The organism is Nostoc sp. 106C, from assembly GCF_002154725.1.
Taxonomy (GTDB): domain Bacteria; phylum Cyanobacteriota; class Cyanobacteriia; order Cyanobacteriales; family Nostocaceae; genus Aulosira.
In genome coordinates this window covers 14,789-39,938 of record NZ_MTAW01000100.1, presented here as the reverse complement: position 1 = coordinate 39,938, position 25,150 = coordinate 14,789, and the positions used below count along the sequence as shown (strand labels likewise).

The 25,150-nt window shown below is 36.8% G+C and carries 23 protein-coding genes and 1 pseudogene; all 24 read right to left on the bottom strand.

Annotation, left to right across the window (positions count from 1 at the left end; translation table 11 throughout):
- Window positions 1-18: 18 nt before the first annotated feature.
- The 24 genes and pseudogenes from BV375_RS13335 to BV375_RS13220 all read right to left on the bottom strand — a co-directional run bounded on the left by BV375_RS13335 (window position 19) and on the right by BV375_RS13220 (window position 25,087).
- Window positions 19-786, bottom strand: coding sequence for a glycosyltransferase family 2 protein (locus BV375_RS13335; protein WP_086761194.1), 768 nt, complete (start codon window positions 784-786; stop codon window positions 19-21).
- 172 nt (window positions 787-958) lie between these two features.
- Window positions 959-1,642, bottom strand: coding sequence for a class I SAM-dependent methyltransferase (locus BV375_RS13330; protein WP_086761192.1), 684 nt, complete (start codon window positions 1,640-1,642; stop codon window positions 959-961).
- Window positions 1,643-1,991: 349 nt separating this feature from the next.
- Complete coding sequence (locus BV375_RS13325) at window positions 1,992-3,122, bottom strand: glycosyltransferase family 4 protein (RefSeq protein ID WP_086761190.1); 1,131 nt, start codon at window positions 3,120-3,122, stop codon at window positions 1,992-1,994.
- Between the two features lie 11 nt (window positions 3,123-3,133).
- Complete coding sequence (locus tag BV375_RS13320) at window positions 3,134-4,354, bottom strand: glycosyltransferase (RefSeq protein ID WP_086761188.1); 1,221 nt, start codon at window positions 4,352-4,354, stop codon at window positions 3,134-3,136.
- A gap of 164 nt (window positions 4,355-4,518) precedes the next feature.
- The gene (asnB, locus tag BV375_RS13315) at window positions 4,519-6,351 is read right to left on the bottom strand and encodes an asparagine synthase (glutamine-hydrolyzing) (protein ID WP_086761186.1); all 1,833 of its coding nucleotides are present in this window, start codon (window positions 6,349-6,351) and stop codon (window positions 4,519-4,521) included.
- Between the two features lie 15 nt (window positions 6,352-6,366).
- Window positions 6,367-7,521 (bottom strand): glycosyltransferase, encoded by a 1,155-nt coding sequence (locus BV375_RS13310; RefSeq protein WP_086761184.1) that lies wholly within the window; start codon window positions 7,519-7,521, stop codon window positions 6,367-6,369.
- A gap of 31 nt (window positions 7,522-7,552) precedes the next feature.
- Complete coding sequence (locus tag BV375_RS13305) at window positions 7,553-8,806, bottom strand: glycosyltransferase family 4 protein (RefSeq protein ID WP_086761182.1); 1,254 nt, start codon at window positions 8,804-8,806, stop codon at window positions 7,553-7,555.
- Entirely contained in the window at window positions 8,799-10,160 is a 1,362-nt protein-coding gene (locus BV375_RS13300) for a hypothetical protein (RefSeq protein ID WP_086761180.1), read from the bottom strand. Before BV375_RS13300 ends, BV375_RS13305 begins: the two co-directional genes overlap by 8 nt.
- A complete protein-coding gene (locus BV375_RS13295; protein WP_086761178.1) occupies window positions 10,160-11,167 on the bottom strand; it encodes a glycosyltransferase family 4 protein in 1,008 nt (335 codons plus the stop codon). Before BV375_RS13295 ends, BV375_RS13300 begins: the two co-directional genes overlap by 1 nt.
- A 6-nt stretch (window positions 11,168-11,173) precedes the next feature.
- Entirely contained in the window at window positions 11,174-11,863 is a 690-nt protein-coding gene (locus BV375_RS13290) for a methyltransferase domain-containing protein (protein WP_086761176.1), read from the bottom strand.
- Between the two features lie 222 nt (window positions 11,864-12,085).
- On the bottom strand, window positions 12,086-12,988 hold the full coding sequence (locus BV375_RS13285; RefSeq protein ID WP_086761174.1) for an FkbM family methyltransferase: 903 nt from the start codon (window positions 12,986-12,988) through the stop codon (window positions 12,086-12,088).
- Between the two features lie 29 nt (window positions 12,989-13,017).
- The gene (locus tag BV375_RS13280; RefSeq protein WP_243713934.1) at window positions 13,018-14,112 is read right to left on the bottom strand and encodes a glycosyltransferase family 1 protein; all 1,095 of its coding nucleotides are present in this window, start codon (window positions 14,110-14,112) and stop codon (window positions 13,018-13,020) included.
- Window positions 14,113-14,121: 9 nt separating this feature from the next.
- Window positions 14,122-14,925, bottom strand: coding sequence for a methyltransferase domain-containing protein (locus tag BV375_RS13275; RefSeq protein ID WP_086761170.1), 804 nt, complete (start codon window positions 14,923-14,925; stop codon window positions 14,122-14,124).
- A 252-nt stretch (window positions 14,926-15,177) separates the two neighbouring features.
- Window positions 15,178-15,453 (bottom strand): hypothetical protein, encoded by a 276-nt coding sequence (locus BV375_RS13270; protein WP_243713933.1) that lies wholly within the window; start codon window positions 15,451-15,453, stop codon window positions 15,178-15,180.
- Between the two features lie 491 nt (window positions 15,454-15,944).
- The gene (locus tag BV375_RS13265) at window positions 15,945-16,820 is read right to left on the bottom strand and encodes a glycosyltransferase family 2 protein (protein ID WP_086761166.1); all 876 of its coding nucleotides are present in this window, start codon (window positions 16,818-16,820) and stop codon (window positions 15,945-15,947) included.
- Window positions 16,821-16,859: 39 nt separating this feature from the next.
- Window positions 16,860-17,600 carry an FkbM family methyltransferase gene (locus tag BV375_RS13260; RefSeq protein WP_086761164.1) on the bottom strand — a complete coding sequence of 247 codons (741 nt, stop codon included), beginning with the start codon at window positions 17,598-17,600 and terminating at the stop codon, window positions 16,860-16,862.
- Between the two features lie 8 nt (window positions 17,601-17,608).
- Window positions 17,609-18,775, bottom strand: a complete 1,167-nt coding sequence (locus BV375_RS13255) for a glycosyltransferase (protein WP_208099114.1) — start codon at window positions 18,773-18,775, stop codon at window positions 17,609-17,611.
- Window positions 18,775-19,878: a glycosyltransferase gene (locus tag BV375_RS13250; protein ID WP_086761160.1), complete on the bottom strand. Its 1,104-nt coding sequence runs from the start codon at window positions 19,876-19,878 to the stop codon at window positions 18,775-18,777. The genes BV375_RS13255 and BV375_RS13250 overlap by 1 nt, the downstream gene beginning before the upstream one ends.
- 22 nt (window positions 19,879-19,900) lie before the next feature.
- Entirely contained in the window at window positions 19,901-20,422 is a 522-nt protein-coding gene (locus BV375_RS13245; protein WP_086761158.1) for a methyltransferase domain-containing protein, read from the bottom strand.
- Between the two features lie 111 nt (window positions 20,423-20,533).
- On the bottom strand, window positions 20,534-21,805 hold the full coding sequence (locus BV375_RS13240; RefSeq protein WP_086761156.1) for a polysaccharide biosynthesis protein: 1,272 nt from the start codon (window positions 21,803-21,805) through the stop codon (window positions 20,534-20,536).
- A 127-nt stretch (window positions 21,806-21,932) separates the two neighbouring features.
- A pseudogene (locus BV375_RS13235) lies at window positions 21,933-22,370 on the bottom strand (ABC transporter permease); the annotation flags it as partial.
- 12 nt (window positions 22,371-22,382) lie between these two features.
- Window positions 22,383-23,342, bottom strand: a complete 960-nt coding sequence (locus BV375_RS13230) for a GDP-mannose 4,6-dehydratase (protein ID WP_208099113.1) — start codon at window positions 23,340-23,342, stop codon at window positions 22,383-22,385.
- Between the two features lie 464 nt (window positions 23,343-23,806).
- Window positions 23,807-24,169 (bottom strand): hypothetical protein, encoded by a 363-nt coding sequence (locus tag BV375_RS13225; RefSeq protein ID WP_086761152.1) that lies wholly within the window; start codon window positions 24,167-24,169, stop codon window positions 23,807-23,809.
- Between the two features lie 492 nt (window positions 24,170-24,661).
- Window positions 24,662-25,087: a hypothetical protein gene (locus BV375_RS13220; RefSeq protein WP_086761150.1), complete on the bottom strand. Its 426-nt coding sequence runs from the start codon at window positions 25,085-25,087 to the stop codon at window positions 24,662-24,664.
- Window positions 25,088-25,150 lie beyond the last annotated feature (63 nt).

Sequence of the window (25,150 nt, the reverse complement as noted above, 5' to 3'; positions counted from 1 at the left end):
TTTTATATATTAATATTATTAATGTTTTAATTTTTCAGTTTCTATCAAACGTATAGCTAGAAGAATTTCAGCTAATACTCTTTGAAATGCGTAATAACAACCACGCCAACCATCGAGAATACCACCTTTGAGAATGAGGCAGTAAACTAAGATGATTATGGGTGCAAGTATTTTTTGTTTGCGGATGCGATCGCCTAAGCTAAGTTCACTTGTAGGAGTTTCTAACAACTTCTTAGCTTCTATTACCATATAGCGATCCTGTGCCCATAGCCAACGACTTAAAGGTTTGCGATCGTCATGGTAAATATAACTAGAGAGTTTACTAGATTGACCTTTAATCTCTAGCAGTTGAGTATGACCATCATCAATATAAATAGCTTGAGACTTTCGGAATAGTACTTGACGGGGAGGTAGCAAAGTTCCGCGTAGTGGCTTGCCAAAGACGCAGTATTTAAATGGTACAAAGTAACCATCAATAGATGAATTCAAAGAAATTACTTCAATTTCTGCGATCAGTTCATCCGTAATAATATAATCAGCATCTAGGGAAAGAATCCATTCAGATTGAATTTGTTCTAAACCGTAGTTCCATTGTGAAGTATGGGTATCAAATTTCCGCTGAAATAGCTTAACTTGAGGATAAGAGTGTAAAATTTCTAGAGTTTCATCTGTGCTGTAACTATCAATTACGACAATGGTCTTTGCCCAAGTGATGCTTTGCAGGGTGCGTCCAATATTGAGTGATTCGTTATATGTGAGTATAAGAGGAGTAACTTCTTTAAGCATCAATAATTCTATTTTACTAATAAATTAAAGTTGTACAACTTCTAATAATAAAGCTTATCTTTTAATTAACCTTAACCTGCATAGATTGGGTTGAGGAACGAAACCCAACATTTTCGTGGTTTGTTGGGTTTCACTTCGTTCAATCTAATCTACGGTTATCCTTATATCTATACTATTTACGAACTTCAACAACCATGACAGACGCCATAATTGAAGGTAAATATCTGCTTAAAGTTGCAAATGGTTGCCTACGCTCAGCGCCATAAAAAGCAAAATTATTACTAAATCCACAGGAATTTAAAAACCGTTCAATCTCAGCTTTATTAAAATATCTAATATGCTGCCATTCCCAAATTGGAATTTTATGTCCCTCTGTTCTTCTAGGAACACCCATGAAAAGATAATAAAGCCGATTGATAATCCAACCGTGATTAGGTGTACTTAAAACTAATCTGCCACCAGGTTTTAAAATTCTATATATTTCTTTAGCAACTGCTTCTGGAAAGAAAAGATGTTCTATATTATCGCCCCAGAATACCTCATCAAAAAAATTATCACCATATTTATAGGGAATATCTTCTATATCGTGCTGAATGGCTTTAACCCCAAGTTTTCCTAGTTTATTTACTCCTGCTGTAGTCCACTCAACTCCATAAACTTCATAACCCTTATCCAGAAAAAATTTGCTGACATTCCCATGTCCAGCCCCTAAATCTAACAATCGCTTTCCGTTTGATTGTGAATAAATTCGACGCAAAACATGGTTCCTTTCATAGGCATCAAATTCGCTTAATCCTTCAGATAAATACTCAGTATAAACGCCTTCATAAAATTGTTGTATTTTCTTTTGCTCCATGATTATCTCCTATGGTTGTGTAGATATAATAAATTTTGCTCTATCGGCTCTTTTATGGAACCTAATACTAGAAACTTGTTGCGCGATAGCTTTAAACTCTTTTAGGAAAAAGCTTTCATTATTTCCAAGTGCATTCAAGTGCATTATTTGATAATAATGTCAGTTGCTATAGCCTAAAATAGGCAGAAGAACCTAAATTTTTAAATAGTAAGCTATTACGCATTTAATTAAATTGCATATTTCGTGATAAGGTTGTCAAGAGCCCAGAGTCAAATACTAGCTTAGACTTTTGGAATCTTGACCCTGGACAGCCTTAACGGCAAAATATATGATCTAGGCGCGTATCAGCTTAACTTTTATTGTTTAATAACTCCTCAAAAGCAGAAATGTATAGACTAGCAATCTTCTCATAGCTGAAATCGGACGCCTTATGTCTAGCTTGAAAACTCATTTTCTCTATTTTATCTGGGTTGCAAATAGCTAATTTAAGGGCTGTTGCTAGCTTTTTTGTAGCTTCAGGACTAGAGTGTTCAAAAAAGCATCCTGTTCTTCCTTCTTCAATAAAATCGTTAAAACAATTTAAGGAAGAAACCACTGGCACAAGACCTGATGCCATTGCCTCTAATGGTGCAACTCCAAAGGACTCACCTTTTTCAGCCAGTGAGGGATAGCAGAATATATCAGCTTCTCTATAAGCTTCAGCTAGCTTATGTACATCAAAAATAGGTTCTAAAAATTCAACATTTAAGCCTTCAGCTATAAAATGAAGATTACGTAAATACGTCTCTCCGCCACCACCTTGATTTTCTTTTACGGGTCCAATAATCCTTAGCTTTACTGTATTAATTTGCTGCGACAATATTGAGAATGCATTTAAAAGAAGATGGACTCCTTTCTCTGGATGAATTCTACCTACATACAGAATTACTTTCTCTTTTTTTTCTAACTTAGGTTGAGTAGCTGGAGAAAATATACTGGTATCAATGGGATTAGGAATAACTTTCGTTTTACGAATAGCAGAAGGATATTCTTGTACGATCGCCTCTTGAACTGCGGTTGATACAGCTGCAAAGCGAGCTACACCTGTATAAAGACGATACTGTCCTTTAGGAAAGCGAGCCGCATTGACAACAATGTGACCAACCTGAGGACGTAAAGCAGCAAATACAGGTAACCAAAAGTCATTGATAACTAAAATATCAGCAGGAGGTAATGTAGGAAATGTCAACAAGCCATAGAAAAAGTCTTTGAGTAAATCCAAGATAATATTGGTGCTTTGTGGAAGACCCCCACGTCGAATGTATTCCACACCATTAATTACTTCTGTTTGAGGCTGTCCTGGATAAGAACGGCATAAAATCCTTACCTTATGACCTCTAGCAGCAAATTCTTCTGCTAAACCTTGCCAAAGACGAGGAATCGCGCCTCCTTGCACAGCAGGAACAGGTAGCCAAGGGCCTGTCGCAATGTTAATAATCATAGTTATGCTTTCTATGAGTTATAAAGTTGAATGCAACTAGGGATTTCACCACTGCCAAGAATCCAGCGATAAACATTCGCCATCTCCTTTGCTATCGAATTCCAAGAGTATTTGGTTTGCATTAAGTTGCGTCCTTTTAAACCTATTGCCTGTCGTTCTTGAGCGGATATCTGCATTGCCTGCAATAAAGCAAGTTTGAGTGCCTCTTGGTTATCCTCTATCCACCAGCCACATCCATAATTTTGCAAGTCTTGCCAAGGTGCGCCTTTGGTAGTAATCACAGGCACACCATAAGCTAAAGATTCTGCTATAGCAATACCAAAATTTTCTGAATGGGTTGGTAAAACAAATAAGTCAGCATTACTAAGTGCAGAGAATTTCTCTTGTCCTGATAGCATTCCAGTAAATGTGACCCGTTCTTTTAAATGCAAATTTTCTACTAGTATTTCTAACTTTTCTTGGTAACCGATTAAGTCAGAACCAGCAATAATCAAATGCCATTCAGGAAATTTTTTAGCAATATTTTGCCAGACAATAAGCAAATTATCCAAGCCTTTTTTAGGATGAATTCTAGATAAGAAAAGCAACCATTTTTTATTAGCAAGCTCAGGAAAGGATTGAATTAATATTTGCCTACTTGGTTGTTCATTTAGTGAGGGAAGACTAACTCCATTAGGGATTAAAGCAATAGGCTGTTTGTATCCTAAAGTGCGAATAGAATTTACTTCTTCGGTAGAAGTAGCATGAAAAGCTGTAGCACTGCTTAAATTTTTTTGTTCGTACAATATCCATGCTAGCCATTTTTTATACCAACTATTATTTAATGACCATGATTCTAGCATACCTCTAGGAGAAATAACTAATGGTAATTTATTACGTACTGCTGCTTCTCGGGCATACAAATTAGGGAACATCCATAATCCATGATTGTGAATTAAATCTAATTTTGTCGCAGCCAAATGTGATAAGTAACTACTCGCACTAGGTTGAAAACCTCTCAAATATCTTGCTAATTTAGTAGCTGGTTCGCTATGTAAATTAATATCATCAAAAATAATTTGCTTACCTTCTTGCTGATAATCAAGAGTAAATAAATGGGAAGAAATATTATGTTGGTACAGGGCTTGAGCTAAATTAGTAACCGAATAAGCTGGTCCACCAATATTCTCATTAATGCTGGCAACCACCTGACAAACACGGAGTTGATTGACTGCTGTTATCGTTGATGGCATTTTATAATTATTTTGTAGGGTGTGTTATGCCGTAGGCTAACGCACCATCCAAGGTTTTCGGTGCGTTATGGACGATAGTCCTAACGCACCCTACCATGTGAAAATGAAGGTGAGTGAAAATACACTATAGCCTATCAATTGAGAGATTTAGAGTGAGATATAATTTAAGCTACTGATTGTAAATCAATTGCTGTATTTTCATGCTGAACTTGCTCCCACCAATAATTTAAAATCGCTAAACTCCAGCGGCGATACCAAGGTGTAATAGCTATATTATTGGGAATATTCAAGTTATTAAAGTAATCGCCAAACTCACCCATCATCCACTGCTCAAAGGGAAAAGAAAAACCTTTTTTAGGTTTGTTAGTTATCCAATCAGGTAATTCGGGAACTGCTTGAATTAACAGTTGTTTGCCTTTAGCTAATCGAATATTACTAGGAATTGATGAAACTGCTTCTAGTAAAGCGCGATCAACTAAGGGAACCCGTAGTTCTAGCCCCCAATTCATACTCATCACATCACTGTCGCGCAAAAGTTGATTACGCATATAACAGCTAAGTTCTAAGAAGCTCACTTCATCTTCTGGCGTAAACTTATGCTCTGGATACGGAGAAGATGGAGAGGTATCTTTTAGTGAAACTTGTTTCCCAATATACTGCTGAACAATTGCACAAGCTTCTTGATGGGAAAAAATGCCGCGAAAGCTGCGATAGGCTGCGGCTAAGCTAGGAGTTTGCTGTAAAAAATCTCCTAAACGCGTAATTTTTGGTGAGTTTCCCCACTGTGTTAATCCTTTGCCTATAGAATCACTAATAAAAGGGAGTGATTGTAGTTTTTGCCTCCATTTCATCATTTGGGGAATTTTTTGAAATGAATGGTATCCACCAAAAATTTCATCTCCACCCAAACCAGATAGTACTACTTTAATGCCACTTTCATGGGCTAATTTAGATACACAAAAAGTATTAAATCCATCAACACTAGGTTGATCAATTGCTGTTAAAAATTTAGGTAATAAAGTTTTAGCTGATGAGGAAGTAATTTTATATTCTGTATGTTTTGCACCGAAATGATTGGCAACATTTTTAGCTATATCTCCTTCGTTCCACTGAGTTTCTTCAAAAGCTATAGAGTATGTACATAACTGTTCATGTTGAGTTTGCTTTGCTAATGCTAGTACGCTTGTTGAGTCAATACCACCACTAAGAAAAATGCCTACAGGTACATCACTGATAAAATGATGTTTAATAGAATCCACTAAAGCATTACGTACAATTTCTTGAGATGCTAATGGTGAAATTGTTTGAGGTGTAAAGTTAATTTGCCAATATTGCTTCTTGATTAAGTTGGCATTTTGCCAAAAAAGCCAATGACCAGCTGCTAGACAATGAATATTTTCTATTAGGGTATATGGTTCTGGAACTGAGCCACTAATAAGATAACCATATAACCCTTCTGTACTCAGACTAATAGCAGGTAGGCGAGAAGCTAAAACTGCTTTAAGTTCTGAGGCAAAGATTAATGTAGAACCAGATTGCCAGTAATAAAGAGGTTTAATTCCTAAAGGATCGCGAGCTAAAAAACAAGTTTTCTCTAAGTCATCCCAAATAGCAAAGGCAAACATTCCTCGTAAATGTTGGACACAATCAGCACCCATTCTTTGATAAAGCTTGAGGATGACTTCTGTGTCTGTTTGGGAATGAAATTTTTCCCCTTGAGCAATGAGATCCTGGCGCAGTTCTTGAAAGTTATAAATTTCACCGTTGAAAGTAATCCAATATCGCCCGTCAGCGCTAGACATAGGCTGATGTCCAGCCGGACTGAGGTCAAGGATTGCTAAACGAGTATGGGCAAAGGTAGCTTGCCTATCTTTAGAAATATAAATACCTGCATCATCTGGCCCACGGTGCTTTAAAGCAGATTGCATCTGTTGAATAATTTTTTCTAAGCTACCCTGATACTGATTAATTGTCAGAATTCCGGCTATACCACACATATAAATAATAAATAACTAGTTAGTTTTGATGCCTTGAAAATGCCCATCTAAATGGCTAGCCAGAGTTTTTTGAAACCGATCAAATCCAAAAGTATCAATTACTTTTTGTCGGAGAGCTTCAGGCTGATACATTAAAATATTAGGATAGCTGCCTTGAATAATTTTAATCAGTGTTTGAGCAATTTCTTCTATATCATCAGGGTTGACTAACGCTCCCAGTTCACCATGACAAAGAGCATCAATTGCCCCATCTTGGTTACCTCCTAAAACAGGTTTGCCACAAGCTAAGGCTTCTAAGTAAACAATACCAAACCCTTCTCGTTTGCTAGGCATAGCAAACACATCACAGAGATTATAGTAATCACAAAGCTGTTCATCTGGGACAAATCCAGCTAAGGTGACACAATTTTGTAACTCTAAATTTGCAATCAACTGTTCTATTCGGGGTTTGTCTGTACCTTTACCAACAATGATGTAGTGAACATCAGGAATAATTTGCCGAATTTTTGGCAGAGCATTCAGAATTTGGTCGTATCCTTTGTATTGCTCAGTCTCAGCTAGCCGCGCTACAGTTAATATTACTGGTTGCTCCGGTTTGAGTTGATATTTTTCTAATAAATATTTAGGTTTAGGTGCAATTTTGAAATTACTCGCATCAAATGTGCATGGTAAAAGTGAAATTTTGCCTGGGTTAAGATTTTGCTCTTTGATTAAGCGATCGCGTGTATAACTACTAATAGATAAAATCTGATCTGCATTGTGCAGCACCTGTTTTAAAATTGGACGGTCAAGATCCCAAACTTCTAAACCATAAACAGTAATCCAGTAGGGAATACCTGTGAAGCGTTTCAACCAGTAGGCAGCAATTGTAAAATTAATATGACTGGAAATAACTAAATTGGGACGTTGCCAAATTCCCCATGTCACAAGCTGAGCAGCAAACGCAGCAGTTCTGAGTGGTGATGGCACAACTCCAGTGCAGTGAAATTGGGTAGGGGCTAAACTGGAGGTATTAGTAGCAGATAATTTATCGTGCTTGAGAAAAATGCCATAGCGATTTTCCGGGTAGACATTCTGAATCGCTTCTAATAAAAAAGCACAGTAAGTTTGAATTCCCCCTTTAAAACCAAATATGTTAGGGAACCACAAATGAAAGGTGGTTTGAACCATAAACTTTAAACAGTATATTTTATACTTATTTTTATACTTTCAGCAGCGATCGCACTTGAGTTGCCAAACGTTGCCGATATAATCCCCAGTTCAACTGTTCGGCTTTGCGACGGGCTGCACGTCCCATTTCAGCTAGTTCTACTGGATGAGTATGGCACCACTCTAATTTTTCTTTGAGTGCTTCTACATCGCGGATAGGGACAATAAATCCTTCTACGCCATCGGTGAGGATATCTGGGCCTGCGGTATTAGGAGTTGTAATCACTGGAATACCACACGCCATTGCTTCTAATAACACTAAACCAAAACCTTCAACCAAAGAAGGAAACACTAAAACGCTAGCAGAACTGTAGTATTGATTTAGCAAAGGATGGGGCACTGAAGGCACATGGCGGTAAATATCTTGATACTGCTCAAACCAACCTGCTGGAAACATGTTAGTTCCCACGAAAACTAACTCTGCGTTATATAGCCTCAGTTCTTGCCAAGCTTGCAAAAGGTAGTGCACACCTTTACGGGGAGAAACACGACCTACAAATAAAGCACGGAAGCAATCATCGGTTTTTGGTTGGGGTTGGAAGTAGTCAATAGGACCACCGTAGGGAATAACGCTGATTTTCTCCGGTTCTACGCCAATCTCTAGTAAAGAATTTTTGGTTACGGAAGAAGCTACAAAAATATGATCGGCTAGTTTGACTTCTTGTTCCTTGCGCTCAATTTTCCATGCAGGTTCCTGAATAGACTCAATTGCTGGAGCTATTTCCGGAAAATTTTCAGCTTCTTGGCGCATGATGTTGCTCGTCATTCGATAAAAGGGAATCGGCAAATCGTACAGACAGAGAATTCCTTGTTGTTTAGCCTCCTGAAATGTGGTTGCAGCTAAATCTTCGTAAGTATAAATAGCATTTAAACCTTGGATGTGGTGTTTCGCAACTTGGCGGTCAAGGCAGAGATATACCCAATGTACTAAATCTCCATAGCTAAAACCTAAACGAGGAGCTAGTCTGGTTCGTGATAAAAGTATCCGTATGATTTCTTGCAATGGGTAGTTTTGAATAGAAAAACCTTGAGAAGAAACCCAGGTGCGTCTGCTCAGTTCATTATTAATAGACAATTTTAATTTTTTGGGTACCCAATTTAAGGAACGCCATACAGGTGCGTTTGGATCGTAGGCGATTGGAGTAATAACTTCTTTCAATAAATTAGCTTCTGCAAATGCTAAAGCAGCATTTTGGGCATTGGAAGGATTAATTTGATGAACTAAAGAAATGCTGGGATTAGACATGAGTTTGCTCTACCCAGTGTTTGTAGGATAAAAACTGCCGATATTCTAATTCTGGAAGTAAAAAGATAAAACCACTGAAGAACCAGTAGTAAATTGCAAAAGTATTGTTCACTACGAGTTGAGTTGTGAAGTTAATAGCGTGAAATAAGAAAACAGCAAGAGCTAAGTTACGCAAAAAAGGAGTTTTTAATTTTAAGAAAACTTGCCCAAGAGAAAAAATTAAGATTAAACGCAGTCCATACCACATTAAAAATCCCAAGGGGCCTATCTCAAGAACAACTCTTCCCATTTCCCCTTCAGCTGGTGGAGGCGTTTCACCCCAGGGTAAATGGAGAGTTTGGCGCAAGGTAGAGACAGCTTGATGAGTTGCTCCTATTCCATAACTATCAAATCCCTTAAATTGCGTAGCATACTCAGGCTCAGCAAAGGCAGAAAAAGCCCGATCGAGAAAAGTATCAGAGCCAGAAACTTCTACACGGCTAGAAAATGCCTCGATTGCTTTATTAAAAAACATGGGCACAACAGCTGAGATCAAAATTACAGGTAGAATGAACTGCTTAGTAGATTTGGCTGCTGTAGAAGGTTGTGTGAACCAGAGAAAACCGATATATCCTACAACAAATAAAAATTCAAAAAAAAGTAAGCCCCGAGCACCTGTCATCAAGGTAGTACCACTGACCATTAACAATTCAAAATAAGTCAGCCATTGCCATAGTTTTGGCTGTGGTAAAGACACAAATGGAATCAGTATACTAAAACAAGTACATAAATAACTTGAATATCCTAGAATGTAAGGGAATGTGCCGGTAACTCGAACAGCATCGCCAGCAGTAGCATTAGCTTCCATACCACCCGCATACATATTAATAGGGCTAGAGACTGGGCTATAAAATTGTGCTACAGCTAAAAGAGTAACAGGAATAACTAGTAACAAATAGTTGCGTAAAAATCGATATAATTCTTCCTCCGATTGAAATAAGCTGGGTAGCATCCACATCAAAGGAATGTAAAATAGATATGCTTTGAGTCCAAACAAACCAACTATTAGTGAACCTAAGCTAGGGTTAAAAGCTTGGCACAAACACCAAACAACTGTCATGGATAAGGCAATAGTAAGACTAGTTAATCTCAAAGGATATTTTGATTCAGAACTTAAGTAGTACTTTAAATACGCTCCTAAAAGTACTAAGTCTTTGACAAAATAAATTAAGTCACTAGCTTGGGGTAGTACCCACTTACGGAGTATACCTTCCAAAATAACAATAACCAATACAGCTTTAACAGAGCATCGCCAATTAAGAGAAGATAACCCAACTATTACAACTACACCTAATAGAGGGATAAGTGGGTCCATTAAATTACTCCCTCGATAACTTCAAGGTATGCTTTGGCAACGGCTTTACTAGTGTGACAGGCTAAGTGAGCTTTAGCTTGTTCTCTATAAGTGGTTAATTTCTCAGGATAGCTGAGTAAGTCGAATAAAATTTGAGTTAATCGTTCAACATTACCGTTAGGAAATGTTACACCACAAGCACCAATTGCATCTTTTAATCCTCCTCCTTCGGAACCAACAATAACACAACCACAGGCAATTCCTTCTAAGGCTACGATGCCAAAAGGTTCATCCCATAGAGAAGGCACTACCATAATTTGATGAGCATTTAATAATTCAGATAATTCATGCTCAACTTTTACACCAGCAAAGTTGACTTGCTCAAAGATTTCTAAGTCGTTAGCTTGCTGTCGTAATTGAGATTCTTCAGGTCCACTACCAATAATCGTCAATCTAGGAGTGAGACCCAGCAATTTGAGATGAGATAATGCCTCTAATAATAAGTTGGCTCCCTTGTCAGAAACCAAGCGTCCTAAAAATACTAGTTCTTGATTACGGTGAATATTAGGTATTTCATAAAAAACATCTTCTCGATAAGAATTAGGAATTATATTAGATGGTGCTGGGATTGGTTTAGCTACAGCCTGACTAGCTGAGATATTAGTTGCAAAACGAGCCACAAAATGTTTCAGATGATTTTGCCAACCTATACCTCCATTGTCATGACGATACCAAGTTTGATGGGTTACAACCAAGGGGCGATGTACTAATAATAGGGGCCAAATTCCTCTTAAACTGACACAACCTTGGAAATAAACATCACACCAATGAGTTAGTTCTACGACTTGTTTTATAGTAGGTTTACGGATAACTTCAAAGGGAAATTTTTGTGAGTCTGTTGCTGGAGTTTGGGATATTAGTTTTACTTCATTTAGTTGATACGTAAACTCATGTGCTAATGTAAAAATTATTGTTTCTAATCCGCCAATATTGGGGTAGAAAGAAGGAGAGTAAATCAGAATTTTCATAAATTTTCAACTAGGTTTTTGGCAAATTACTATTAAGTTGTCACTGAAGATAGAACCTTTTAATAGCCCCAGTGATATACTCTGCCATTGCCATTGTGGAAATTTAGGAATGTTACCAACATCTGTGAAAACAAATTTTTGCTGATAGAATCCAGCTTCGCTTAAAATTCTTTGGATATCTTTTTTTAAAAGTGCAGTAATGTGAGATGGATAACAAGTATCAGCAAATGCTACAAAATGCCCTTGCAATAGCAAAGCTAACAAAGAGCGTAAGCTTTGATTGTTAGGCGTACTAAAAATTAGCGTTCCACCGGGACGGAGTAATCGAAACCACTCTCTGACAACACCTCTAGGATTTTCTAAGTGTTCAATAACTTCAGCGGATACAATAACATCAAATATTTGCTCGGAAATATTTAATGAATTATTTAAATCCCAAGTAATCCATTTGACTGGGTAAGTAATTTCCTCTGAATGCTGCATAATATCAGCAGCAGTTATAGATTTAAACCGAGATAATCTATATAGATGCTGAGTTAGGTTGCCTGTACCAGCACCAAAGTCCAGAATGTCGCCTTTTAGATCATACTCTGTTATTAACTGCAAAAATTTTGTGTATATTACATCGTTACTAATACCTTTAGTAGCTGCGGCAGCAAATTGTCGAATTGTTTGCGTATCTAAACTGATGCTCATTGTCTTGCTCCTAAATTAAATGGGTAATCGGATTATTTATTTCAATTAAGCTAGGATAAAAGTATCTACAAACTCTTGATTATATTAGGCAATACCTACCCTAATTAACGCTCTATATTTTATAGAGCGTTAATAAATTATAAAATAGTTTTATTTTTTGCTTATTAAAATAAATGCGTTGAGTAATAAATATAAGAATATTTATAATTTTATTAAAAATGTTTATTTAGTAGATAAGCATTTCCATCCCCAGTCCTTAAGACATTGAGCAGCGCGTTTAGGATTATGAGTTGCAAGATAATTAGGAGGTTCCCAACGATGAACTAGATTTTTTGATGGTGATTCAAGTACAGGTTTCCAAAATCCTTTCCAAATTCTGAAAATAGTATAGCCATGCATCTCTAAAAGCTGAGTTACGTTACTAGGATAACCATGATGATCTTCAAAAAGAATATCTCGGATATTATTTTTAGAAATTAACTCGCCAGCACCTTGTAAAACTTGTAACTCATGTCCTTCTACATCTATTTTTAATAACCCTATATGTTTTTGTTCATTTTCCAAAAATTTATCTAGTCTTTCAAGAATAACGGTACAAGCTTGAGATTTATTAGCTTCGGGATTTATACTGTTACCTAATTCAATAAATGCTTCTCCTCTATTGATAAGAGGTATGTTCAAAACACCAGTACCTCTCGTATTGGAAAGAGCAATCTGTTTAGCATAAATATTATCCCAGCCTTGTTTTTGCTGCCAATTATTTATATTTTCAGAGAGTTCTTTATAAACTTCTGGGTTAGGCTCAAAACACCATACCTTTCCAGTATTTCCAACTCTCTTAGACATTATGCTTGTCATGTAACCAATGTTTGCACCAATGTCTATTACAGTTTCTCCTGGATTAATCAATCGCCACAGTACCTCAGTTAAGCTCAAATCGTAAATTCCATATGTTGCAATTGACTTACCAACAGTGTCATGTGGCTCTGTGGGAATTCTTATTTTGGCTCCCCAAGGTAAAATAGTTTCTTTAAAATTAATGTGCTTAAAATTTTGTTTAAAAATACGGTAATAAATTTGAGCAGGTCTAAAAATATATTCTGGTCTATTTAAGTAACTTTTCATGTGCTCTCTCTTTGAAAATGCAAATATTACTAGTTAAAAATTTGGGCAAATATTTCAGCTTGGAATAATAAACGATGAGTGAGATACCAAGAATAAGCGTTATCTGCGATCGCCTGTCTTCCAACTTCATCAACCAAAACATTTTTTTGGCTGTTAGGAACCCAATAGTGCGTACTGGGTTCTATACCATCAATGACTGAGGTGCTACCTTTAGCATTTATTGGTAGTAGCCGATGAGCGCAGTAGGAGGCAAAAATAGTGGATTTAGCTAAAAAATCTGGATTATAGTCCGAGAAACCAGCAACAGAATCAGCCAAAATGTCACTCACTTTGTTAGCTGGTTGCTCTCCTACCTCGAGGATTGGTATTTTGCCTATAGACGATGGAGTCAACTCGGTTGGAGTTCCTACATCCCAAATTTCTTGAATGCTTAACTCATTGCAAACATAATCTAGTGTTGTTTGACAGTTTTGGTAAACTCTTGAGCGGTTAGCAACAGAGCCAAAAATCACTAATCTTTGCTGGCGTTCTGGCAAAGGAAGCACTTTGTCTGGTTCACCTATATTGGAAAAAACTGGCAATGCTGGAATTTGATTATGTTTACATCGGCGGAAATTAGCAAGTATTTGAGCGTAGAGTTGTTTGCTAGTGATGCAGCGATCGCTCAATTGTGCCAAACGTGCTGCTAAATTTTTTTGCACAGGTGAAAGCCAAAAAGCGCTTGTCCAAGGCGGGCCGGAAGCAGAGATTTCGTGGAACATGGTTATGAGCGATCGCTCTGGAAATAAATTTTTCCAACGCTGTAACCCATCGACTAACCAGACTGGACAACCTCGGTTAGCATAGCCGTAACCTACATAATGCAGCAAGATGCTAGAAGTGCGATCGCCTGATAATAAAGTTAGCAATGCATTGGCAGAGCGATCAATAACTTGGCTTATAGAAAACCCTTCTATCTCTACTGCACCAACCCAAGTCGGGTTACAAACAATAAAATGAGTTTGAATATTGAAGTCTTTGCGGATCTGGCGAGCTAAATTGAGGGCATAGTCTCCCACACCATCGATTGCCGGAGGCAGTTGAGGAACAATGGAGAAAACTGAAGCCAAATTACTCATACTCATAATTTATTGTTATTTCGTATGAGTCAATAAAGTGACTGTCGTAGTATGCAATTTGCGTTTTAGTGGTAAAGGTAGAGAGCTAGTCAATTTTTCACATATTTGAATCCAAGATACTGGTAGCAGCCTTAATAAATAGTGGAGTTTTATATGACCGTTAGTTAACGAGTTAGTTAATAAACGAATCTCCTCAACAACTAATCCTGCTTTATTAGCCAGTTGTTCAACTTCATCTAGGTGAAGTAGGAAAATATGACCATCTGAGTTAGGCTTAAACTGTACTGCTTCAAATTGACTGGGATCTGGGCAGTCTGAAAACCTTGGTAAATTATTCTTAAAATATTCGCCGTTAGGTGTACTTAGAACTATATAGCCTCCTGGTTTAAGCATTTGAGAAATTTTTCTCAAAAACTCGTCAGGATGAGCTACATGCTCAATTACTTCAGCAATTAAAACTACATCAAACTGATGATCAAAGTTTAGTGTAAAAATGTTACCTGGTGCATAACTAATTTTGCCATACTCCCACTTTAATTTTACATAATCAATGAGTTCGTCTCGCAAATCATTCCAGGTAACGTTATAACCCATTTCTGCTAATAACAAACTGAAATTTCCTTGAGCAGCAGCCACATCTAAAATTTTTGCTCCAGGTTTAGCAACTTTTTGAATTAGTTGGAGTGTATGTTTACGTCGATTTGCATAAGCAAAATAATATCCAGTTTGTTTATTATCTTCATAGACTTCTAGTAAATCATAAGGATAACTATATTTCCAACTTTCATGCCAATCTTGTCTTTTTTTAAGCTTTTTCATAATAATTTTTATCAGTAAATAATGATGAATTACTTTATGAATTTGAATTTTGCCTGGCTTTAATAATATTTAAGATTTAATAGCAACCTTAGGATCATATTTAACTAAAACTATTTGTGTTATTATTTGCTTTGTATACTTTTCAGCAGAGATTTCGTGAAACATAGTTATGAGCGATCGCTTTGGAAATAAATTTTTCCAGCGCTGTAACCCATCGACTAACCAGATTGGACAACCCCGGTTAGCATAACCTTAACCTACATAATGCAGCAGGATGCTAGAAGTGCGATCGCCTGATAATAAAGTTAGCAATACATCAAAAGAGCGATTACTAATTTCGCTTATAGGAAATCCTTCAATTTTTGCTGCACCAACCCAAGTCGGGTTGTCAACAATAAAATGAGTTTGAATATTAAAGTTCGTGCGAAGCTCACAAGCTAAATTGAGTGCATAGTCTCCCACACCATTGATAGCCGGAGGCAGTCGAGGAACAATGGAGATGACTGAAGCCAAATTACTCATACTCATAATTTATTTTTAATTCACATCAGTCAATAAAGCGACTGTAGTAGTATGCAATTTACGCCTTATTGGTAAAGGTAGAGAGCAAGTCAGTTTTTCACATATGTCAATCTAAGATGCTGATAGCAATTTTAATAAATAGTGGAGTTTTATATGACCGTTAGTGAGTGAGTTAGTTAGTAAACGAGTCTCCTGAACAACTAATCCTGCTTTATGAGCAAGTTGTTCAAGGCGACCTAGATGAACTTGGCAGATATGCCTGTCTGAGTTGGGCTTGAATTTTAATGCTTAATAAGTAGGTCAACTGTGAAAAACGTAAAATAGATTTTTAGCGATTACTTCTCTGCGAGACGTTAGGCGAACGCTAAACTCTGTTCCGTACCCTACGGGAAGGCGTTGCGCCAACGTAATGACATTTCACATTTAATTAGGTTGAGCTACTTATTTACTTAGATAGCTACGTTTGAAAATCATCAAACAGATTATTTAGAGTAAATTTAATAGTTTCTGGAAACAAGGGGTTTTCCTAATAGCGCCCTGGCAATCACTTTACCATGCCAAACTTGAAGTCCACTTTGAGAGCGAACAGAAGCTAATAAACAATTGACACACGCTAATAAAGCTTTACCTCGATGACCTAGTTGTAAAGCAACTTCTATTTCATCGTAATGAGCAATAGATAGGTACTCTCTGCTAATTTTTATTAGTGACATTGAGTTTGTCCAACTAGGAGGTTTTTGCGACATTAAAAGAAGTTTATCCGCTAAAATATGGGTTACTTCAGCTAAGTGAGCATACCAAAGTTCAGACGTTTTGCTGCCCATCATACTAGAATTATGAACGCGGTAAAAGGCTAAAGGTTCATTTAACTCGATTCCATGACCTGCCGCTTTAAGAGTATGAAAAAAAATCTCATTTTTGACAGGTAGAAGAGAAAGTGCAGCAGTACGATTAAGACATAATGTACTAGTATTTCCACCACCATGTATACGAGAGTCTATAGCTGTACCATCTGTTTGTATTAAATATTTTTTATGTTCTATGTATAAATAACCCGAGACAATATGTGGTAAAAGTGACAATATTTTATTGCTAGTAAAATAGTCATCTGCATCTAATAAGCAGACATAATCTCCCGACGCTTCACGGATGCATTTATCTAAGGTAGAACCAAATCCTTGGTTTGATGAACGTAATACTCGAATACGATTTTGATAGTATTGACAGACTTCTGAAGTTTCATCTGTAGAACCATCATCAATAACTAAAACTTCTAGTTCATAGTCACCAGGCTGTTGATTGAGGCAACTTTCAATCGCTTGAGCTAAGTAACGCCCATAGTTATAGCAAAGGATAGAGCAAGTAATTTTCATTTAACTCATTCGAAATAAATATTCCATTTTTTTTAGGATTTAATTAAGACATTTCTCATTACTAGCCCAAAATACCCCAGCTTTCAAATCAGGAAAAGGAGACCATTTATCAATTTTAAATCCTCGGCTTCTTAATGTTTTTAGCCCCATCTCTGGATTACCATCTTGGCACGTATGTAGCTCCCCAACAATATATGTAAATTTTTCTAATGATGGAGTCTGCATAATTTCATATTCAGAACCTTCGCAATCTAGTTTTAATAAATTGACTTTTTGCTCTAGTTTAGCAGCAACTTCATCAAGACTAATTAATTCACACTCTTGGCTTGCTAATGATGAATCCTCTTTTGTTAGAGAAATGTAACAGGCGCTAATATCTCCTGGGTTATGGAGGATAACTTTTCTTTTAGTATTACCAACTGCGTATGAATTAATTTCAATATTGTCTTCAATAAGATTTTTTTGTAAAATTAACCTGGATTGTTCAGCAGGTTCATAAGCGAATACTTTAGCTTTTGGGAAAAGGGTAGATGCATATAGAGAAAATACGCCAATGTTAGCGCCAATATCTACAATATTGTCAAGATGATTGAATCTTCTTAATCCATATGCATCATCACTGACAATGTCAAGCAACATACTTAATGCTTGCTCTCCATAAACTTTTCTTTTAACTCCATTAATACTATAGATACAGTCATCTTGAGTAATTTGATTAGCACGAAAATACTTTTTAGTTAGCTTGAGTATTTTGAAAGAACGATTAATTCTATCTAGCATTTGATTCCTCAATTATTTTCTAAAAAATGTAAGTAAGTGTCTATGGTATTCTCGGCTAATTTTCGCCAAGAAAACTTTTGTGCAATCTCAGAACAGGAGCGAGAAAGTTGAGAATAACTTATCTCTTTAAGTAGCAACAAATTTACTAACTTATTACTAAAACTTTCAATATCGCCAGAAGGAACTAGTAAAGAATTATCTACATAGCGTATTGTTTCTCTTGGTCCTGGGACATCGTAAGCTACAGTTGGTAATCCACAAGCCAGTTTTTCTAGTACAGCAAACCCAAATCCTTCTATATAACTGGGAAAGGCTCCTACTGTTGCTCCACTCAAAAGACTGGGAAGCTCTATGCTGTCAAAATTGGGAAGAATTTTAATCCATTCACAAGCTGGAAAATTCAGATCTTCTAAAACTTTTTGAGCACTTAAACCTGTTCCTAAAAAGAGAAAGCGGGTTTCTGGAACTTGCTTTCTAACGCGTATGATGATTTCAGCCCAATCTTTAGAACCTTTACGTTGTCCCCAACTACCAATAAAAACAACTTGTTTATTCGCCAAGCGAACTTCGACAGGTTGAATAGCTTCGGTAAATGCTTTGTACCGTTCTGAGGAAAGTCCAAACGGGAATACTACGCACTTGTAACCTAACTTCATAACGTCGCGGACATAAACTAGTTCGTCATGGTTAGGTACATTAATCAGATCGCAGGTTTGCAAACTTCTAGGATATAAAGGGCTTTCACGCCTGTGATGCCATGATCTGAAAAGATTTCCAAGCCGAGTTTTGATTTTTTGAGGTGGTTGCCTAGCATTCTCTTGCTTTGCAAATTCATCATAAAAAGCATAAAGCCCTACTGAACGAGCAACCAGCAATCCTTTAAATCTTAATTCTTGCTTGGAGAACGGTAAATTTCCTTGGTGAGCATCAATAATATCAAAACGATGCGCATTAGCCTGAACGAAGGCTTTAGCTTTTCTTGAAAAACTAGGACGAATTAAATTACTGGCTTGAAATGACTTGGTTTGAGGAAAAGCATCGTAATAGTCAAATTTCTCAACTATATGACCCATTGACTGAAACTCTTCAGCTAATTCTAGCTGTACTCGTGCTCCCCCCAAGTTTTGACTCCAAGGCATATGCAGGATCATGAGTATTTTTAATGGTCGATTCATCAAAACTGAGACTTTCTTGTATAAATTTCTAAATGTTTCTTGACTACTGTTAACCAACCGAGAGGTGTTATCCAATCACGACAATAGTTTTGATATTTCTCATATTCTGAAGAAGGTAAGTCAACAATTTGACGCAAAGTAACAGCGATCGCCTCTCCAGAGTTCTGTTTAACCACAAACCCAGTCTTCCCGTTATCTACAAACTCATGCATTGCACCAGCATCAGTACAGATCACAGGCGTTCCACAGGCTTGAGATTCTAATAAAGTAAAACCCATTAACTCTGGAACTGGAGTGTAGTCTCCATAGCAGCTAGTGTGAACTGATGGTAAAACCGTTACCATCGCTGTGCGATACTCATGCAGTAATTGCTGATCGTCAGCATCGTGAATAAATTCTACATTTAGTCCATCTGCTTGCTGTTTAAGGTCTTGGTAGAATTCTTCACTGTAGACTCTTCCAACAATTTTTAGTTTGTAGTCTGAACGATTGAGTAGACGAAATCCATCAATTAAATAGTTGATGCCTTTGTGAGGTAAAATTCTGCCTACATACAAAATATTATTTTCTTTTTTTAAAGATGTATCAGCACAAAATTTATTTGTATCAATACCTCCTTTAATTAAAACAGATTTTTCTTGAAGTTCAACAGGAATAAAATCTAGACCAAAGCGAGAATAGGCGATCGCATTTTTATAGCCTCTAAACACTGGTAGTTTCTGGTTTAAAACTAAGCTTCCTCCACCACCATAGTCAGTAACAAAAACTCGTTTACCAAGCAAAGCTGCTAGAAGACAGCCCAGGTCAGAAACTAGAGTATGAATATGGTGTATATGTACTATATCTATATCAGAATTTATAATTGAACGTAGATATTGAAAACTTAATGGATTGATCTTATTCCCATGAATTAATTTTTTAACTGGATATGTCTCGATTTTAAGATCACCTTGATGATAATTTCTCCGCGCTGAAGAAAAACTTACGAGAGTAGTATCTACAAAATTTGCCATCCAAGTAGCTAATTCTGTGGGATATCGCTCTCCACCACCAATAATTGATGATTCATCAAAATAAGTAGGAGTAACATGAACAATTTTCATAATTAAATGCTTAATACTAGCCTTATTTAATAGCCTCTAATTCAAAATAAAGATACCAAGCTGGAAACATCCAAGCCCATCTTTGCTCATAATTTTTAGGAAATTTGTTAGCTAATCTACTTACAATAGAACGATTGAATCTACTACCTTGAAATTGTAGATGACGATATTTAATTCGGTATCTAGCTTTTGAGTAATATGACAAATTATGGCTATTAGAGAAATAATCAAAAGAGAAATAACTTAAATGCCATTTGTGGGTTGGGTCTATGTATGAGTTGGCACAAGAAAAATGAGGTGTAGTTATCTTAAGTACACCCTCAGGTTTTAGAATGCGATGGAATTCCTCTAAAGCATTTGGAATACATCCTAGATGTTCTATAACATCCAAACATTCAATTTCAGAAAAGCTTGAATCATTAAACGGATAAGGAGTTTTTTCTAAATCCCAAACTACATCAGGATTTACTGCTGAGGATATATCTAATCTAACTAAATCGTTTTGTGGTGGTTTGAGACCGCAACCAACGGATAATACAGTCATGGCTCTATCTGTTACTACTGAAGTTATATAACCAATTGACGTTTAAAAAATCAAAAAAATTGTCTTAAAAGAGCTTTTTCTACGAAAATAAATTTTGATATCTTTGCTATGTTAAGTAGCATTGTAACTTTTTAAACCTCTATATGTAAGCATTGCATTGACTAAAAAGGGAGAAATATTTGATAACAAACTCAACCAAATAACTCCTTGAATTGTTGAGATATTTAAAATCATTAGCAAAATAGCTTGCAAAACTAATCTCATTGGTATTTCAATCCAAATAAACTCAATCCAAGCTTTGGAAAAATTTAAAGAAGACATGATTCCGACAAAAGAATTTACCACTGTTAAAATAACCATCAGTACTAATTCATTTTTAAGGTGCTGATACTTTCCTCCAAGAATCCAAAGTATTTCGCTAGGAAAAATTACTGATAAAAAAATTAATAATAAACCAAATCCAAAAAATATACTTAATATTTGTAAATAACGTTTAGTTAACAGTTTGGCTGATTGACAACGAGAAAAACTTGGTAAAATAATTGCAGTCATCACCGAATTAATTAGTGTAAAAATAATACTTATTCGTCCTAAAGCACCTATTTCTGCTATGCTTTTTGTATTACCAAATATGGTAATAATAAAAATACTTAGTTGCCCTTGAAAGCAAAAGAAAATAGTAGAAGGCAGTGTATTTTTAATAGTTTTTAGTATAAAATTTTTATCTTCATTATTAAAAGGCGACTGCATATCAATGTTTTCGCTAACCCAACCCCCTAAAACAAAACGCTGTAATCCTGATACGAGAGATGTAGATGCAATTGCTACTCCGGCATTCCAAAAAGTTAAGTAACCTAAGCCGATAAATACGATCCTAAAAAATGCAGAAAATAAATCTAATTTCTGCATTTTATTAATTTGAGAATGAAAGCGAGGTACTACTATTAAAACATCAGATGTTAGCTGAAAATTTAATCCGGCTAAAACTACAATAGATATTAAAATTGCATAAATTGTTGAAGCACCATTTTGAATTAACATCCAAATTAAAATAGGCGTAATTATAGTAACTGAAATAGTTGCTAAAAAGTATCGCAACCGCATTGCAGTATTTATTAACTGACCAAAACGGTAGCGATCTTGCCAAACTTTCCCTCCAATTGCAGATATACTTGTACTAATGCCTATATCAGCCAGCAAATTCATTGTTGCCTGCATTGTATTAGCAATAGTGAAATAGGCATATTGTTGCTGGTCTAGTGTCCGAACTAACCAAATTCCGCTTACTAGCCCCAAAGCTTGAACTACAATTTGGATAGAAACAAATTTACTTAGTATCTTCAACCAATGGACAAAATTAGACGGTAAAAAAGATAGGTACATTTAGTTGCTTAGTTTAACTAAATTAAGAAATTTCATAACATAGTTTGGTCGTTACATGACCCTGTTGTTAATCACGGAAAGCATTTAAGATAATAGATTAGATTCTAAAAAGATTTGCAATTGTTAAATTTAAGGAGTAGAGCAAGCGCCACTGTTCTGGCACAATACTGCTGCTAAATCCCACTAGCGAGATATACAACCAAATTGCACAATAAACGGCACAATATAACGAAAATCTCGATACTTCACATTTAACGAAGCCAGCTATAATCCGGTAGCCATTGAAGCAGCAAAGGCGATCGCAATAAATAGAGGTAGTGTTAAAATTCGCCAACTCGGGACAGAATTATACCAAGCCATTAACCCCAACAAAATCATGCCGGATACTAAAAAATCTACAAAGCTTACCACTACAGAACTTGTCGGCACTACTAAGCGAGGAAAGTAGACTTTAGAAATTAAATTGGCATTGCTAATCAAACTATTGCTGCATTCTGAAAGCGCATTTGAAAAGAACTGTCAAGGCAACATTGCAGAAAACACACTAAATTGGGCTGAGGAATGGTGTCTTTCATTGTCATGACTTAGCTAACCTTGCTTGAACCATCATCTGCACCACATCTTTCGTCTTGTATTTTGCTTGCCATCCCAACTTGTTCTTAGCTTTAGCTGGATTTCCTCTACCCACTGCTAAATCTGTTGGTCTTAATAGGCTACTATCTATCACCACATGCTTACGCCAATCTAAATCTACAGATGCAAAAGCAGCAGCCACAAAATCTTCTAAGGAACTGCTTTCTCCAGTAGCAATTACATAATCATCGGGTTGTTCTTGTTGCAACATTAAATACATTGCCTCAACATATTCTGGTGCCCAACCCCAGTCACGCTGAATTTGCATATTTCCTAAATAGACATTCTCAGTACTACCTTGAGCAATGCGACAGACACCAGCAATAATTTTTTGAGTGACAAATCTTTCTGGCCGCAGGGGAGATTCGTGATTAAACAAAATTCCCGAACAGGCAAATAAACCGTAAGCTTCGCGGTAGTTAGCAACTTCCCAAAAAGCCGTGGCTTTTGCTACAGCATAAGGGCTTCTAGGACGGAACGGTGTTGTTTCATCAGCTGCTGTCTCGCCAGTATCACCAAAACACTCACTAGAACCAGCATTGTAAACTTTGATTGGTGCACCTAAAAAGCGAACAGCTTCTAATAAATTGAGAGTACCAGTGGCTATACTTTCTAAAGTTTCTACTGGTTGACCAAAGGATAAACCAACTGAACTTTGTCCTGCCAAGTTGTAGATTTCATCTGGTTGAATTTTTGTTAGTACCTGCAACACACTGCGGAAGTCAGTTAAAGCCATTGACTCTAGCTTTACCTGGTCTCGAATTCCTAAGTGCAGCAAATTTTGAAAGGAAGAAATTTGAGCATCGCGGGAAGTACCACAAACTGAATAGCCTTGATTGAGAAGCAATTGCGCTAGGTAAGCTCCATCTTGACCAGATATTCCACAAATCAGAGCTTTTTTCATCAATTTGTCTCACTTCATCAAAATTGATCGGCGGTTCCACATTTACAGCACAAAGGGCACAGCATTGCTCATTGGTGTCAACTTAAGCTCAAACGCTTATCCCATATACGTTTTACCCCACCCCTTAATCCCCTCCCCGCCTGCGGGGAGGGGAAGTTTTGGCTTTAGACAAAACTGGGGTGGGGTGACGAGGATCGTAATGGTAAGTGAGTGAATACAAAATCACGTTTTAACAAGGGTTTCACGTTAAGTTGACACGTATGAGCAATGCTGTGCCCCTACAAGCATTTGGGTATTTTATTGTAATTCTCTCAAGGCAATTGCAAAATTTAAAAAATTATAAATTATCTGGATCTACACCCATCGCTCTTAATTTGATAGGGACACAAATTGTTGTGTCCCTATTGTGGGTTAATAATAATTCGTTAGCAAGTTGTTGAGATATATAATGCTGAACTCGTACTTTATGTAAGCGTTGATGCATTTACTTTGCGAGAATTCCGCTTGCCAGTGCGCTTGCGTGCACCCCCAGCCATCTCATATTCATCACTACCTTTACCATATTTAGAAGCTACCCCAGTTAGCATCCGTTCTGATAAATCAGCAAGCGATCGCTCTGCTTGTGAAACCAGAGTACCTGTCTGATCGGCCGCTGACACTGCGATATTATGAGCCTCTAATTTTCTACGTGTATCTTCAATTAATTCTGAAAATATTTCGACCGTAAGCCCATTTCCCAAATCTAGTGAGCCATCAATTGTCTTTAAACCAGCTATCCGACGCTGGGCTTTTTCTAAAGTTACCGAAGTACGCTTTGGTCTTCCCATAGCAGTATGTCCATGTTTGAAAGGCTACACATAAATTAACTTATGCTTGACCAATACGGGACTAGTGTTAACTGGGAATCAGGAGCGATCAAATTTTCTGAGGAATTGCGTAAATTTCCTAACTTAATGGTTTTTTGTTGCAAGAAATTCCATATTTATTGCAAAAAATGCGACAAAACTTGTAAACACACCATTTTTTACAAAAAAAATTAACCCAAAGCTGCAAAGATTCGACTCAAACTTATAAATGCTCCACTTTTCATAAGTAAGACTAAACCAAAGCTATAAAGATTCAACTAAAACTTATGAATACTCCATTTTTTACAATAAAAAACCGATCCAAAGCTGCAAATGTTCGACTCAAACTTATAAATGCTCTATTTTTTCCAATAAAGCTTTGTTTATTTTGCATTTTCAGGTGTCATTTTGATCGAAGCGAATTATCTTTAAGCTTCTGCTTCGCTCAAAACGACAGATGTTTGAGTGTTTGCATTAGTACATAAACTTAAAATCCTGAATGCTTCGGTGATTCATCATCCGGGAATGTCTGCTAGTGAACTCTCCGACAGAAGGGTTTCCATTTGGATGCATTACCCCCGTTGCCTGTTGCCAAAGTTCTGGTGGTGCTAGTGATAACTCATAACTAGAGTCGCGCTTACAAATGTGATACCACTTGGTTTCTTGGCATTCTTCACACCAAAAGGCTTCTAACCATTCACCTTCTAAAGGAACAGCCGTCTTGGCTGCCACTAACATCAAGGCCTCTCGTCGTTTGATTCCTCGTTGTTGTAGCTGTCCTGCCCGTTCAGCAAACAACCCGTATTTTTGGCTCATACTATTCATGTAGCACCCATGAATCAGACAATATATAGCTCGTCGTTTAGAACGTTTTCGATTTCGGTCACACCTTCTCTGCACTTCGGCCCTCCGTATTAAGTGACATAAAAGAAATCACAAGAAGGTTGCGTTGAAGGGACTGAG

What these genes read in the sequence shown, in the direction of transcription:
- BV375_RS13335 (WP_086761194.1), bottom strand. Translation starts at nt 786, where the DNA reads ATGCTTAAAGAAGTTACTCCTCTTATACTCACATATAACGAATCACTC.
- BV375_RS13330 (WP_086761192.1), bottom strand. Translation starts at nt 1,642, where the DNA reads ATGGAGCAAAAGAAAATACAACAATTTTATGAAGGCGTTTATACTGAG.
- BV375_RS13325 (WP_086761190.1), bottom strand. Translation starts at nt 3,122, where the DNA reads ATGATTATTAACATTGCGACAGGCCCTTGGCTACCTGTTCCTGCTGTG.
- BV375_RS13320 (WP_086761188.1), bottom strand. Translation starts at nt 4,354, where the DNA reads ATGCCATCAACGATAACAGCAGTCAATCAACTCCGTGTTTGTCAGGTG.
- asnB (WP_086761186.1), bottom strand. Translation starts at nt 6,351, where the DNA reads ATGTGTGGTATAGCCGGAATTCTGACAATTAATCAGTATCAGGGTAGC.
- BV375_RS13310 (WP_086761184.1), bottom strand. Translation starts at nt 7,521, where the DNA reads ATGGTTCAAACCACCTTTCATTTGTGGTTCCCTAACATATTTGGTTTT.
- BV375_RS13305 (WP_086761182.1), bottom strand. Translation starts at nt 8,806, where the DNA reads ATGTCTAATCCCAGCATTTCTTTAGTTCATCAAATTAATCCTTCCAAT.
- BV375_RS13300 (WP_086761180.1), bottom strand. Translation starts at nt 10,160, where the DNA reads ATGGACCCACTTATCCCTCTATTAGGTGTAGTTGTAATAGTTGGGTTA.
- BV375_RS13295 (WP_086761178.1), bottom strand. Translation starts at nt 11,167, where the DNA reads ATGAAAATTCTGATTTACTCTCCTTCTTTCTACCCCAATATTGGCGGA.
- BV375_RS13290 (WP_086761176.1), bottom strand. Translation starts at nt 11,863, where the DNA reads ATGAGCATCAGTTTAGATACGCAAACAATTCGACAATTTGCTGCCGCA.
- BV375_RS13285 (WP_086761174.1), bottom strand. Translation starts at nt 12,988, where the DNA reads ATGAAAAGTTACTTAAATAGACCAGAATATATTTTTAGACCTGCTCAA.
- BV375_RS13280 (WP_243713934.1), bottom strand. Translation starts at nt 14,112, where the DNA reads ATGAGTATGAGTAATTTGGCTTCAGTTTTCTCCATTGTTCCTCAACTG.
- BV375_RS13275 (WP_086761170.1), bottom strand. Translation starts at nt 14,925, where the DNA reads ATGAAAAAGCTTAAAAAAAGACAAGATTGGCATGAAAGTTGGAAATAT.
- BV375_RS13270 (WP_243713933.1), bottom strand. Translation starts at nt 15,453, where the DNA reads ATGAGTATGAGTAATTTGGCTTCAGTCATCTCCATTGTTCCTCGACTG.
- BV375_RS13265 (WP_086761166.1), bottom strand. Translation starts at nt 16,820, where the DNA reads ATGAAAATTACTTGCTCTATCCTTTGCTATAACTATGGGCGTTACTTA.
- BV375_RS13260 (WP_086761164.1), bottom strand. Translation starts at nt 17,600, where the DNA reads ATGCTAGATAGAATTAATCGTTCTTTCAAAATACTCAAGCTAACTAAA.
- BV375_RS13255 (WP_208099114.1), bottom strand. Translation starts at nt 18,775, where the DNA reads ATGAATCGACCATTAAAAATACTCATGATCCTGCATATGCCTTGGAGT.
- BV375_RS13250 (WP_086761160.1), bottom strand. Translation starts at nt 19,878, where the DNA reads ATGAAAATTGTTCATGTTACTCCTACTTATTTTGATGAATCATCAATT.
- BV375_RS13245 (WP_086761158.1), bottom strand. Translation starts at nt 20,422, where the DNA reads ATGACTGTATTATCCGTTGGTTGCGGTCTCAAACCACCACAAAACGAT.
- BV375_RS13240 (WP_086761156.1), bottom strand. Translation starts at nt 21,805, where the DNA reads ATGTACCTATCTTTTTTACCGTCTAATTTTGTCCATTGGTTGAAGATA.
- BV375_RS13230 (WP_208099113.1), bottom strand. Translation starts at nt 23,342, where the DNA reads ATGAAAAAAGCTCTGATTTGTGGAATATCTGGTCAAGATGGAGCTTAC.
- BV375_RS13225 (WP_086761152.1), bottom strand. Translation starts at nt 24,169, where the DNA reads ATGGGAAGACCAAAGCGTACTTCGGTAACTTTAGAAAAAGCCCAGCGT.